The 13277-nt window shown below is 67.9% G+C and carries 7 protein-coding genes and 1 pseudogene; 4 read left to right on the top strand and 4 right to left on the bottom strand.

Annotated elements, in window-relative coordinates; genetic code table 11:
- Window positions 1-275: 275 nt before the first annotated feature.
- The gene (locus ABZT06_RS21055; protein WP_355742712.1) at window positions 276-3122 is read left to right on the top strand and encodes a Tat pathway signal protein; all 2847 of its coding nucleotides are present in this window, start codon (window positions 276-278) and stop codon (window positions 3120-3122) included.
- A 138-nt stretch (window positions 3123-3260) separates the two neighbouring features.
- Here ABZT06_RS21055 and ABZT06_RS21050 read toward each other — a convergent pair whose 3' ends face one another.
- Window positions 3261-5465, bottom strand: coding sequence for an alpha-galactosidase (locus ABZT06_RS21050; RefSeq protein ID WP_355742709.1), 2205 nt, complete (start codon window positions 5463-5465; stop codon window positions 3261-3263).
- A gap of 125 nt (window positions 5466-5590) precedes the next feature.
- Here ABZT06_RS21050 and ABZT06_RS21045 point away from each other — a divergent pair, with 125 nt between their 5' ends.
- Entirely contained in the window at window positions 5591-6691 is a 1101-nt protein-coding gene (locus ABZT06_RS21045) for a LacI family DNA-binding transcriptional regulator (RefSeq protein ID WP_355742706.1), read from the top strand.
- Between the two features lie 116 nt (window positions 6692-6807).
- Window positions 6808-7350, top strand: a complete 543-nt coding sequence (locus ABZT06_RS21040) for a sigma-70 family RNA polymerase sigma factor (protein ID WP_355742703.1) — start codon at window positions 6808-6810, stop codon at window positions 7348-7350.
- Window positions 7351-7439: 89 nt separating this feature from the next.
- On the opposite strand, the gene ABZT06_RS21035 is transcribed toward ABZT06_RS21040, so the two are convergent.
- On the bottom strand, window positions 7440-8486 hold the full coding sequence (locus ABZT06_RS21035; protein ID WP_355742700.1) for a nuclear transport factor 2 family protein: 1047 nt from the start codon (window positions 8484-8486) through the stop codon (window positions 7440-7442).
- Between the two features lie 745 nt (window positions 8487-9231).
- Here ABZT06_RS21035 and ABZT06_RS21030 point away from each other — a divergent pair.
- The gene (locus ABZT06_RS21030; RefSeq protein ID WP_355742697.1) at window positions 9232-10599 is read left to right on the top strand and encodes an RICIN domain-containing protein; all 1368 of its coding nucleotides are present in this window, start codon (window positions 9232-9234) and stop codon (window positions 10597-10599) included.
- Between the two features lie 177 nt (window positions 10600-10776).
- Here the strand turns inward: ABZT06_RS21030 and ABZT06_RS21025 are convergent.
- Window positions 10777-11057: pseudogene (locus ABZT06_RS21025) on the bottom strand (transposase); the annotation flags it as partial.
- 296 nt (window positions 11058-11353) lie between these two features.
- Window positions 11354-13276 (bottom strand): pectinesterase family protein, encoded by a 1923-nt coding sequence (locus tag ABZT06_RS21020; RefSeq protein WP_355742694.1) that lies wholly within the window; start codon window positions 13274-13276, stop codon window positions 11354-11356.
- Window position 13277: the final 1 nt, after the last annotated feature.

Raw genomic sequence — 13277 nt, 5'->3', positions numbered from 1 at the left:
GCAACGCACCTGCAGAGCCGTCACGCCGGACCCGACCGGCCTGTCCGCGGCGCCTGCCCGGAGTTCGTCGCACGCGGTCCGGCGGAAACGCCAGGCCCCAGCCGCAGCGACACCCGGGCCGCGCCGTGGCAACAGCCCTGTCCGCACCCGAGCCCCGGGCCCCTCTCACCAAGTCGCGCGGCCACGGGAGACCGAGGCCCAGGCTGCCCGCGCTCCGAGCCTTTTCCGGCGTATCGCCTCGCCGGCGCATCACAGAGCCGAAAGGATTCCCCGTCATGTCCGAGAACCTCCAGCGCAGATCCCTGCTCAAACTCGCCGCGGGCACTTTGGCCACCGGTTGGCTGTGGCAGGCAGGCTCCGCCCAGGCGCAGGCCGTCGACGCGGTCGAGACCGACACGCTCGGCCCGCTCGACACGGTCGTCTTCGGGGACATGGCCTCGGAGAGCACACACCGCATGAACGCCACACTCTCCGATGTCGTCACTGGAGGTCTCGACCAGGCCGCTCGGGTGCTCAACCCTCCCGAGGAGCCCGGCTTCTGGGGCGGCCGGCTGGCAGTGACCATGGCCTGCCGGTCCAAGGGACCGACGTACGTCACGATCAAGCTGTGGGGTTCGGAGCACGGCGAGGAACTGGGCCGCCTCCAACTGTTCGCCGAGGGCAAGCAGGTGGGCCACTACCATCTCGGCGCGGTCGACCCTCTGGACATCCCGGCTGCGGATCCGCGCACACCGGAGCGGTTCTACTTCCACACGCTGCCGCTGCCCGTCGAACTGACCGCGGGAAGGTCCTCGGTCGATCTGGAGATCCGCGCCATGGGGCGGATCGCGGGCTACGCCCAGTCGGCCGACGACTACTACAAGGACATGACCGGCCCGAGCCGCACCGTCTACCGTCTCTACACCCACGACATGCCGTACTTCGAGCCCGTCGCGGACGACATCACCGGGACCCTTCCCACGCTCGAACCCCGTACCTCACCCGGCAGCGAGGTCATCGACAAGATCAATGCGCGGGTGGTGGCCCAGGCCGGCGCCGAGGCTCGCCGGACCGCGCCCCAACTGGATCTGATGTACCTGGAGTTCCTCGCCCGCGCGTACGCCATGCCCTCGACGGACGCCTACCGCAATCCGGCCGTCCCCGCGCAGATCGCCTCCAGTCTCGACGCGATCTACTGGAACCACCTCACCGACGGTAAGCTGATCACGGACTCCAGCCAGCAGTGGATGGGCCTGGGCCGGGCGGGCCTTGTCATGCTGGCCCTCGCGGACGACCTCGCACCGCTGCTGGACGAGCCGGTCATCGGCTCACCCGGCACGATCTCCAACCCCGGCTTCGAGTACGGCACGGCGGGCTGGCGCACGGTCACCTGGTCGGGAGGCGGCACCGCCTCCCGGGACACCGGCGTGCACCGCTCCGGCACCGCCTCGGTGACGGTCAGCATCCCCAGCTCCGGAACGGTCGGCTGGGCCACCTCGACCAGGATCCCGGTCGGCCAGGGGACGTACTCCTACGGGACCTGGATCAGAACCGCGGGCGTGGGCAGCAACAAGGCCTACCTGGACGTGCTGTTCTTCGACGCGGCCGGCAAGCTGGTCGGCGGCGACAACAAGTTCTATGCCTCGGCCGGAACCCACGACTGGGAACACGTCACCGCTTCCCTCGCCACTCCGGCCACCGCCACCCAGATCGAGATCCACCTCCGGCTCCAGGACGCAGGCACCGCCTGGTTCGACGATGTGACACTCACCCCACCCGCCGGTTCCGCGTACTCCCCTGTAGTGCGCCGGGACGCCTGGAGCACGATGCTCCGGGCCACCCGCGAGTACTGGCGGCAGCACATCCCGCAGTACACCAACCAGGCCATCATCTGCGCCCTCGGCCTCTACCTCGCCGACCGGGGCCTGTCGTGGCTCGGCTCTGCGGACGCCTGGGGTGAGGAGAAGGCTCGCAACTACGTCTACCAGTCCATCGGTCTGGTCCCCTGGCTCGGTCCGGAGGAGAAGGACGGCAGGCCCACCAAGCCCCTGGGCAGCTCCTACTACCAGGTCACCAAGAAGGGCATCTCCAGGGAACTCGGCTACGCAGGCAACTACGGAGAGCTCCAGGACTGGCTGTCACTGGTGTACGACGCTGTGATCGGCATCGGCGGTGTCCGGGACGACGTACTCCGCGACCATCTGATCAAGATGGTGAAGGCCCGTGCGGTCTTCCACCACCCCTCCCTGGACGCCGACGGCTACAGGACGATGCGCATCGAGGCGATCGTCGGCTGGCGCGACGCCGAATATCCGGGCAAGACCGCCTACGACGAGGGCAACAAGTGGGACGGCCATCCGATGCGGCTCGCCGCCCTGCTCAAGGACCCCGATCTGACCGCGTACGCGCGCCAGTCCATCGCCGATCACCAGGTCTTCCAGATGCTGGAGGAGTCATCCGAACTCGACGTCTCCTCCCGCACCAACCTGAACCTGCTGTCCACCGCGGGCGACTACGCGTACATCAACGGCGCCGCCGACAGTGGCAAGGTACTGCCCATGACACCGGGGCAGCCGGACTTCGTCTTCACCGACGAGGAGAATGGCCTGGTCGCGCTCAAGCACGGCGACGAGATCCTCTACGCCTCGCTCTACTGGCGGGCCCGCTGGGGCATCAACAGGCTCGCCCGCATCCACCACATCACCCCCGACGGCATCGAACGATCGGCAACGGTGTGGCAGGACGTCAGGTACGTCGCGGACGGCCGGACCTTCGCCGAACCGGACTGGGTGAACTTCGAGTTCGCCGTGGGTGACCTCGTCATCCCGGACGGAGGCTTCCCACCGCCGGGCGACACCGTCCACCAGGCGTTTGCCGGGCAGGTGCTCCCGCTGGCCAAGGCGCCCTCCGACATGCCGGAGGTCCCCGCGGGCAAGGAGAGCCCGTTCGCCGGACGAGCCTCTTTCTACCGGTGCGAATACGGCCCGTACCTGATCGCGATGAACACTTCCGCCGACCGCGCCTACACCTTCGACACCAGGAGCTTCGGCGCCTCGCGCGACCTGCTCACCGGGGCAAAGGTGGGAGGCAATGCCGAACTGTGCGTCAAGCCGGGCACCACGGTCGTCCTGCTCAAGCGCTGACCCCAACTCGAGCGTGTGTCTGTCCGTCGGCCGGGGGACAGACACACGCTCGTCACCGAGATCGCGGTCCGTTCCTATGGGAAGCGACACGCAAACCTGGCAGTCGGCCAGTACATCCGGAACGCCCGCCTCGCACGTTCATTCCTTCTCGTTCCGTGCGAAGGCGACCAGCACGGCTGAACGCTCAGCCGGAAGAACCACACGCAGCGCACGCCCGCTGCGGTCCCAATCGAGCGTCGGCTGCGGACCGGATTGGAACAGCGCCCGTGGCCGCTGCTGCTCGGGGATCCAGGGCAGTGGGACCGTCGCCGCCGACGGCGCACCGTCGCGGCGCCAAAGGGCAAGCAGCGTCGTCCCGTCGGCCGCGGTGAGCCCCAGCGCGAGCCAGCCGTCGCGCCAGCCCGGCAGCCCCAGCGGCCAGCGGGGCGTCGCGCCGGGCAGCAGGTGCCGGTAGGTCTTGTACGTGTCCAGCGCCCGCCGTACGACGGTCAGCTGGTCCTGGGTCAGCAGATCGGGACGGCCGCTGAGGTGGACCCGCCCGAGCAGTGCCGACACCATCACCATGCCCAGCTCGGCGTGGGTGTGCGCGGGCAGTGGGTAAGCCCAGATCGCGCCCTGCTCCGGAGTGACCGCGGTGGGTGCAGCGGCAGCGACGGCGGGCAGCAGGCGGAAGTCCTGCTGGTCGGTGACGGAATGGATGGGCAGCCGGGAAAGGACCGCGTGGTCGGTACGACTGCCACCGGCAGCGCAGCTCTCCACGACCAGGGTGGGATGCCGATCCAACAGACCGTCGAGCCAGTCGAGGTAGGCGCGGTTGTGGCCGAGCAGGCCGTTGCCGGGGCTGTCGGTGCCTTCCGGGCCGTCGGTCCCCGGACCGATGTCGATGTTGTAGTCGAGCTTGAGGTAGCCCACGCCGTAGTCGTGCACCAGCCGGTCGACGACCGCGTCGAGGTGGGCGCGGGCCGCCGGGTGCCGCAGATCGAGTTGGTGGCGACCCCATTCGACGAGACGCACGCCATCTCTGCGGAAGAAGGCCTCGTCCGGGAGCGTGGCCGCAACCGGGCTGCGAACACCCACGACCTCCGGCTCCAGCCACAGCCCCGGAACCATCCCGGCCGCGCGGATGCGGTCGACCACTTCCTTGAGCCCGCCCGGGAAGCGGGTGTGCGACTCCGTCCATTCCCCGACCGCATCCCACCAGCCGGGCACGCCCCCGGGGCCGACGCTGCCGGGCGGCTCTGTGTCGTACCAGCCGGCGTCGATGCAGAAATACTCGGCGCCGACCGCGGCCGCCGCGTCGATCAGGGGGAGCAGCGCCTGGGTGCTGGGTTCGCCCATCAGGGAGTTCATGAAGTCGTTGAAGACGACTGGAAGGTGTGCCTGGTCGGGATGCGGGCGACGAGTCGCCCGTCGGTGATCGGTCATCGCTGCGATCGCCGCCTCGAAGCCACCGTTGGGGACCAGGGCCACCGAAACCGGGACTGTGCGGAACGCCTCCCCGGGGCCGAGCGGTCTGCGCCACTGGTGTTCTCGGTCCGTAGGTCCTGACAGCGCAAGGTAGACGTCCCCGAAACGGTCGCCGAGTTCGGCGTGCCAGGAGCCGTTGTGCTCGATCTGCCACACCAGTGCCCGGCCGGTAGCCGGGTTCTCCAGGCAGCCCATCGGCAGGTGCTCGGAGGAGGACCAGGAGCCTGTACTGGTCACGGCGATCCGGTTCTTCGAGCCGGTCTGGCCGAACGGGACCATTCCGACGTCGTGCAGTCCGCGTTCGGCGAGGGTGGCTCGGGACCAGCGGAACTCGCCGCTCCACGGGTTGGCCGCCAGCCAGAGGGACAGTCCGTCCTCCCAGCGTTCGGAGTCGGGCAGTTGCCAGGCCAGGTTGGACAGGACGAAGGAGGAGACGTACTCCAGGGTGACCGGGAGGGCGCCGCGGTTCTCGACGTGAGCCTCGGCACGCAGGACCGCCGACTCGCCCCGAAGGGAGTAGGCAGCCGTGACGTGCAGTCCGGTGGCTTCATCGGCCATCCGCACGCGCAGAGTTCGCACGCCCATACCGTCGAGTCGGCCGCGCTCCTCCTCGTGGCCGGTGTACCGCAGCCCGCGTGCGACCGCGCCGTCCACATGGCGCTTCCCCGAGGTTCCCAAACGGCCGCTGCCCGCGGTCTGCACCTCGACCAATGGCAGTGCCTGCTGCGTGAGGCCCGCGCAGTGCTCAGGCTCGTGCTCCGGATCGGGCAGCGAAGCGACTTCACCCGCGGCCAGGAGTCTCGCCGGGCCCGTCGGGTCCAGCAGGAGCAGCAGGGACAACGCGTCGTTTCCCCAGCGCAGATGGGTTACGGGCATGAGGGCGGCTCCGACCGACAGCTAAGAAAACGTTTACTAGCGGCTCACAGTAGTTCTTGCTCCCGGAGGGCCGCAAGGCGGGTTTCGTGCAGTAACGTCGAGCCGTGACGGACAACGGCGAAGCCATGCGAACGAGCCCAGGCTCCCCCGGGCCAGCGAAGCGGAAGCGGAAAGCTGCACAGGGCGAGCGGCCGAGCACGATCCGGGAAGTCGCCGCAAAGGCAGGCGTTTCCGTAGCAACCGTTTCCCGTGCCCTGGCCGGCAATTACCCGGTGTCCGCGGAGACCAAGGCGCGTGTCATGGCCGCGGTCGAATCGCTGCACTACGTGGTGAACGTTCACGCCAAGGCGTTGTCCGGCGGTGTGGCAGGTCCCGTCGCTCTGGTCATCAAGGACATCACCGGGCCGTCACTCGCCCACGTGGCCGCCGGCGTGGAACAGGAAGCCACGGCCCGGGGCCGCCTGAGCCTGGTCTGCGCGACACACGACGACGTGGACCGGGAGGACGACCTGGTGCAACTCATGCGCGAGCAGCACGCGGCAGCGGTCGTTCTGGTCGGCGGTGCCGTTCAGGACGAGGAGTATCACCGTCGCATGACCGGCTACGCCACGGCACTCGACGCGGCCGGCTCCCGACTGGTGCTGGTCGGCCGTCCGCCGCTGCGGGCCGGGGTTCCGGCCACTGTCGTGGACTACGACAACTCCGGCGGCGCCTTCCAGGCCACCTCACACCTGCTCACCGCCGGTCATCGACGCATCCTGCACCTGAGTGGCGAGCCGGGCCTCAGCAGCGCCGAGGAACGCCGGGCCGGCTATCAGAACGCGCTGCGCGCCCATGCGGTGCCGTACGAAGAGGAGTTGGACATCGCGGGGCCGTACACCCGCACCTCCGGCTACGTCCGGACCCGCGCCGCCCTGCACGCGGGCCTGGAGTTCACGGCCGTCTTCGCCGGCTCCGACATGGTCGCCCTCGGAGCCCTGGCGGCCCTGCGCGAGGCCGGCCTCGACGTACCCCGCGACGTGTCGGTGGTGGGCTTCGACGACGTGCCCTTCGCCACAGATCTCACGCCGACCCTCACCACGGTCAGGGTGCCCTACGAGGAACTGGGCCGCACCGCCGTACGCCTGGCGCTGGACCACGAGGAACGACTCATTGGCGACGACCATGTCGTCCTCAGCACCCAACTCGTGGTGCGGCAGTCCGTACAGGCACCGCGCGTCTCCTAACGGTCTCCTCGGTCCAATGCGGCCTCTTTCCCGAGAAGGAGTTGTTGAACTCTAAATAACAAGGAGTAGGGTTGACCGCAGTCAGCCGAGACGGCCGGGACGACGGAGGTTGCCACGTGATCACAGACGCCAATCCCTCGGAGGCCGCAAGCGCTGACGATCTCGCTCGGCAGGCGATGAGCTACTCGGGTTCGCTTCTTGCCGCGGCGATGCAGATGACACACAACACGGCAGACGCCGAAGACCTCGTCCAGGAAACTTTCCTGAGGGCGCACCGCAGTTGCGGCAGTTTCCGCGGCGTCCACATGCGTGCGTGGCTGCGGCGGATCCTTTCCAACGCCTTCATCGACCTCTACCAGGCGCGACGTCGCCGTCAGGAGTTCCTCGGGCTGGATCTGCTGGATGTCACTCGGCAGGCCGGGCAGGAGCGCGCCTCCGGCATGGAGCGGGATCCGGCGCAGCTCGTCGTGGACTCCATGCTCGACGAGAACCTGCGCTTGGCCGTCCTCAGCCTGGCGCCTCACCAGCGTGAGGTGGTCGTCCTGGCCGACGTCGAGGGTTACTCCTACAAGGAGATCGCTCTTCGGACCGGCGTTCCCATCGGCACCGTGATGAGCCGACTCCACCGCGGCCGGCAGGCGTTGCGCTCGGCCCGCTGAGGCACCCCCATCCGCCCTCCACGTGCGGGGGGCGGGGTCGTCTCGGGCCTGCCTGTGGCAGGCGGGCCCGGGACAGACCATTACTGCGGTCAGCGCTCGACTGCGGCCCGCGCCAGTGCGAGGAGGGTGTCCTCGTCGACGCGCGCCCCGTCCCACATGGCGTCGAGGCGGGCGATCCGGCCCCACGGGTCGAGCTCCAGGGTGGTCACTCCGCGCGGCACCACGCCCGAGCCGGTCCATTCATAGGCACCGCCCAGGTCGCCGCCGACCACGTGCCGGACGGCGAGGTCTGCACCGGCCATGGGAAGTCGGCGGCCCGCACCCTCGATGAAGGATCCGATGCTCCGACGTCCCGTGATGTGCAGATGCGAGGGATGGTCGACGAGCGTGGCGTCCGGTGAGAACAGTGCGGTGGCTGCGGCCAGGTCCCTGTCGGACAAGGCCTTCACGAGTGAGGCAACGACACGCTTGAGGGGCTGGGAGGCGTTCTCCCCGACCGTGGACTCCCGGAAGTCCGGGGGGAACTGGCTGTCCGGGAGCTTCAGGGCATCGAGGTTGGCGATCCCGAAGTGCCGACCGTCCCAGTAGTCCACCCACCGGACGATCTTCCCGGCCCGGTCGAAGTCCACCACGCCCACGAGCCGCAGTTCCGACGGCCCGAACATGCCTGGGGTGTTGGTGAAGAACACCACGGCGCCCGTCGGCCCGCCAATGATTCGGGTGGGGTAAGACCGCGCGTCACTCGGCCACTGCGGCATGTACTGGACGAACAGGTCGTGCAGGCTCTGCCAGGTGTAGAACGGCCAGCCCAAGATGGCGTCGATGTATGTGAACGGTGAGGTTGCGAAGTGCGCCATCGTGCGATCCGGGTTAGCGCTGCTCTTGTCCCGGAAGTACGACGAGAACAACTCCACGGGCCGGGAGGTGGTGTGCGAGTCGTCGACCGAGCTCTGGACGCCCGGCACCTGGACCCTGTCGACGGGACCCGACCGGGCCGGGGTCGCCGCGGAGGCCGGTCCGGGCACGAGGACGGTGCCCGCGATCGCGCCGCCGGCGAGCAGCGAGCCGGTGAGCATCCCGCGCCGTGAAAGGCCGCTGGACGACCCGATCGTCGACTTGTTGGTCGCATTGCGCATGAAGATCTCCAAGGATGGACGGTGTGAACGGCTGGCTGGAGAAACCGCGCGTGGGATACCTGTGCGGCACCCCCACCAGCCAGGGCACGCCCTTGACCCGTCCCGGCACGTCTTTATTCCGTTGCTCGTCGCCCTGCACCAGCGTCCAGGGCATAGGCGCGAGCTTGGCGGCACGGAAAAGCGGACCCCCGCTCCGGCCATATGGCAGGCAGCCCCGGACGTCGCGCCGTCCCTCCTGCCAACACCAGATCTCCCGGCCTCGGGCACTTTCGTCCTGGAGGCAGCCCGAACAAACCCAACCAGCAAGTAACAGATTCTGGCTGCTGCAGTCCATCCGGGCTCCGCTCGACGGGAGGATAACCACTCCGAACTCCTAGTCCATAACCGGAATTACACGCAATGTGCACTTCTTTCCACCCTCCTCAGCTGAGTTTGCCCCTGCACCAATCAGTCAAGAATCAACAAAGCCCATCGCGGTTCTTGACGGCTTGAACCCGCCGCGCATCTGATTGGTCCCCGCCGGGCACAAGAGATCGCCTGCGGCGAAGAGCCACGAACGGGGCGGACGGTTCCCCCCACACGACGTGCCCCGGAAACCTGAACCTCGAAGGAGAGGGACGAGCATGTCCAAGGGAGCACCCCGCCCGCGCGCCGCCCAGTGGCGGCACAGAACCACCGCCTTCCTGACACTCCTGGCGGCCTCGTCGCGCTATTGCTTCCGGCAACGGCGGCACACGCGGCCACGGTGTCGTTCACGACGGGCGCCTCACGCACCGACCAGAACGGGAATGCGCTCCAACTGCACGGGCTCGGCATCATCAAGGTGGGCAGCACCTGGTACGGCTTCGGTGAGGACAAGACCGGCGAGACGTCGTCGGACACGTCGTTCCAGGACATCCCGTGCTACACCTCGACCGACCTTTCCACCTGGACCTACCAGCGAGTCGCGCTGGCCAAGCAGGCCAGCGGCGACCTGGGCCCGAGCCGCGTCGTGGAACGGCCCAAGGTCATATACAACGCGTCGACCAGCACGTACGTGATGTACATGCACATCGACAGCACGGACTACTCCGAAGCCAAGGTCGGTGTGGCGACCAGCAGCACGCCGTGCGGCCCCTACACCTACCAGGGCAGCTTCCGCCCGCTGGGCAACCTCAGCCGTGACCTCGGCCTGTTCCAGGACACCGACGGCACCGCCTACCTGCTGAGCGAGGACCGCAACAACGGCCTGCGCATCGACAAGCTGTCCGCCGACTACCTGACCGTCGACAGCTCGGTGGCCGTACTGGGCGGCAGCGGCAGTAACAGCGTCGAAGCGCCCGCCATGATCAAGAAGGACGGCACCTACTACGTGTTCGGCTCCCACCTGACGGGCTGGAGCCTCAACGACAACATCTACGCCACCGCCACCTCACTGAGCGGCCCCTGGTCGGCCTTCCGGAACTTCGCCGCCCCCGGAACCCACACCTACGGCAGCCAGACGGCGAACGTCATCACCGTCCAGGGCTCTGCCGGCACCACGTACATCTACGCGGGCGACCGCTGGGACACCTCCAACCTGGGTGCGTCGAAGCTGATCTGGCTGCCCACCACCATCAGGGGCACGACGGTGAACGTCGGCCAGTACCCCACCTGGTCCCTGGACACCGCCGCCGGCACGTGGACGCCTGGCAGCGGCATTCCCTCTGACGGGGTCCACACCCTGACCAACGGGAACAGCTCCATGCTCATGGACGTGGAGAACCAATCCACCTCCACCGGCGCGAAGATCATCCAATGGCCGGCCAACGGCGGCACCAACCAGCAGTGGACCCTTACCAAGGTGGCCGACAACATCTACACGCTGAAGAGCGTGAACAGCGGCCTGTGCCTGGACGTACCGAACCAGTCGACCGCCACTGGCCTGCAACTGCAGCAGTGGACATGCAACGGCGGGACCAATCAGCAATGGTTCCTCGACCTGGTCGGCAGTTACAGCGGCAGCACCTACACGCTCGCTGGCGTGGGCAGCGACCTGGACATCGGCGTCGTGAGCGGCTCAACCACTCAGAAAGCGGCCGTGGACCAGGAGACGGGCACCGGCGCGACCAGTCAACAGTGGGCCGTTTCCTGACCGCGGGCACACCAACGGGGTCGATTCCGCACGGGATCGACCCCCTGCGACCCGCGCGTGCCCTGCCGCACCTCACCGGCGAAAAGCCTCGACTCCCCGCGTCGTTGCATCCCGACAGACTTCAACTGAGCCGGCGAGAGCGACCGCCTCAGGGACCGGAACGGGCGGTCCAGGGTCGCGGCGCATGACGCGGTCCCTGCGTAGACGCCCGAGCAGCACGAGCGGCAAATCCGCCAGCGCATGGGCAAGGTAATAGCCAGAGTCCATGACGATCAGGATTTCGGGATCTCCTGGCTTCCACTACCTGGCCTGCATCAACCGCTCGAAAATGTCGCGGAGTTGGGCTGCCGTGACGGCGGTCGCGTCGTCGGCGGGCCCAAGACATACGGCGTCTCCAGTAGTGCGACCCACGCGGTGCGGCCCGTTTCCAGGGCGGCGACGAAGGAGTACGGCCAGCCCCGGTCCAACGCCGCGTACATAAGGCGTCCAACGCGTCGCCTGAGGGTCCTGGGACGGGAAGACTCGTACGCAGCGGCCTTTCTCTCGCGCTTCGTTACTCGACGCCTCGAGGCGTGGAGAACGGCCGCTACCGCTGTCATCGAGTACGTCCTCGGCGGGCGCCCGCGAGGAGGCTTGCGAAGTATGGAGTGGCGAGGCCGGGGCGGTCCTTGCGCCTGCGGCCTCGCCGTGGTTCATCGCGCTGCGAGGGTGAGGACGCCCCCGGCAGGCAGTGTGCCTGCCGCCTCGGCCGCGGTCACCCGACCGGGTTCCATCCGTCGGTGCCAGCCAGATACTTCTGCGCGGTGTAGTCGGCCGCCTCTGCGTCGGTCAGCTTCGGTGCGTTCGCGCCGACGCCGGCTCCGGGGCCGAAGTTGTTGTACTCCTTGAAGCGGGCATACTGCCAGGGGTACTCGGGGAGCATGTTGGTCCAGGGCTGCGCGTCCTTGATGCCCGCTTGGATGTCGCAGTTGCGCACCACCGCCTGGGGCCATGCATCCGCCGTGTTGTTCCACGGTCGGCCGAGGTGCATCGTGTCGTTCGGCACACCGGTGGTGGTGATCGTGCTGCTGATGATCAGGATCCCGTACTTCTTGCTCTTGTCGGTGTTCGGCGCCACCACCGTGCCGCCGGGCCACGGGAGCACCTGGATCGTGGACCGGTCGATCACCGCGGTGGCGTTGCCGAAGATGAAGTCCACGTCGCCCCGGATGAGGCAGTTGACGAAGTGCTGCCGGGCCTGGGTCGTGGGCGTGTCGCCTTTGACGAGCAGGGTGTCCTGATGGCTCATGATCGAGACGTTGTCGTACGTCTGGCGGTCACCCATGGCGGCGATCGCGACGGCCTGGGTCTCGTACGGGCTGATCTCCGGGTGGGCATTGCTGTCGAACGTGTTGCTGATCGTGAGGTCCTGGACGGTCAGGTTGGGCGGCCTGAAGGTGGCCACGGCGCTGCCCTGGGTGCCGTACTTCGTGCCGGTCGCAGGGTTGATCATCCCGTTGCACCTGGTGTTGTAGATGACGACATCTCCGCGGTTGCCGGTGACGCCCTGGATCGTCAGCCAGGACTTGTCTTTCGGGACGCTGATGACCTCGTGGTAGACACCCTTGTCGATGAAGATGGTGTTCACGCCGTACGTGGGAGCGGCGTTGATCGCGGCCTGCACGGTCCAGTAGTCGCCGGTGCCGTCGGGCGCGACGAGCTTCGTGCTGCCCTCAAGCTTCTTCCCGCCGCTGTTCTTGCCCGAGTGGTGGGCCAACATCATCACGGCCGCGAGGGCCACCGCGGTCTCGTATTCGATGCCGGCGATCACGATGGGAGCCGCAAGGACGGCGGCACCCGCGATGACTGCGGCCAGGAGCGCTTCGCTCATCAGGCCCCAGTTGTTGTGCTGCTCCCTGTGTTCCGGGGTGACGGTGTACGGCTGACCGTTGCCGAATGCCGTCACGGTTGCAGCCGCCTGATTCCGGAACCGAGTGGCTTCGGCGAGCCCCACGATGATCTGGAGGAGCGACTGCGCGATGTACCTGGTCTCGGGCTGGGGAGCGGCCTGGAGTTGCAGCACGGCGTTGTGGAGGCTGGAGGGGGTGATCTGCATGCCGTCGCGGGTGGCGCCCTGCTGTTGCAGATCGTTGTAGTTCGCGAGCCTGTCGTAGCGCGTGTCCGTGTTCGCGTTCGTGGAACCCGGCAGCAGAGCAGGGTTGGCGGTCCCGTTCAGGGTTGGCGCCACCGCGGCGTCCAGCGTGAAGAATGTGCCCCAGTTAATCGTTCCGGCACCGTCCTCGGTGCCCTGCCGCCATCCCATGACGTAGGCGTCCGACCGGCGCATGAACACCCGGATGAAGTCGGGCAATCCCTCGGCATGCAGGTCGACACTGATGTACTGGGTTGTCCCGCCCGCGTCGGTGACGTCGACGGGGCGGCCGTCCTCCGGTCTGACCTGGTGGGACCTCACCGCCTGTCTGATGGCGTTGAGCATGGCGGCGTAGGTCCTCTTAGCACCGTCGGATTCGTCGCCGGGCTCAGTGGTGATGCGCCAGGTGATGTCCGCGCCGGTCGCGGCGCTCGCTGCGGGGGCGCCGGCAACCACCACGCCGCCGCCCAGAACGCCGGCGGCCGCCACGGCCGTCGCCGCGGACAGGAATGATCTACGGGGAAGACCCCGCTTCGAGTTCGTCACT

The sequence above is a fragment of the Streptomyces sp. NPDC005483 genome (assembly GCF_040606035.1).
GTDB lineage: Bacteria > Actinomycetota > Actinomycetes > Streptomycetales > Streptomycetaceae > Streptomyces.
The sequence above is the reverse complement of the archived record's forward strand: the minus strand, read 5'-3'. Positions and strand labels throughout refer to the sequence as shown.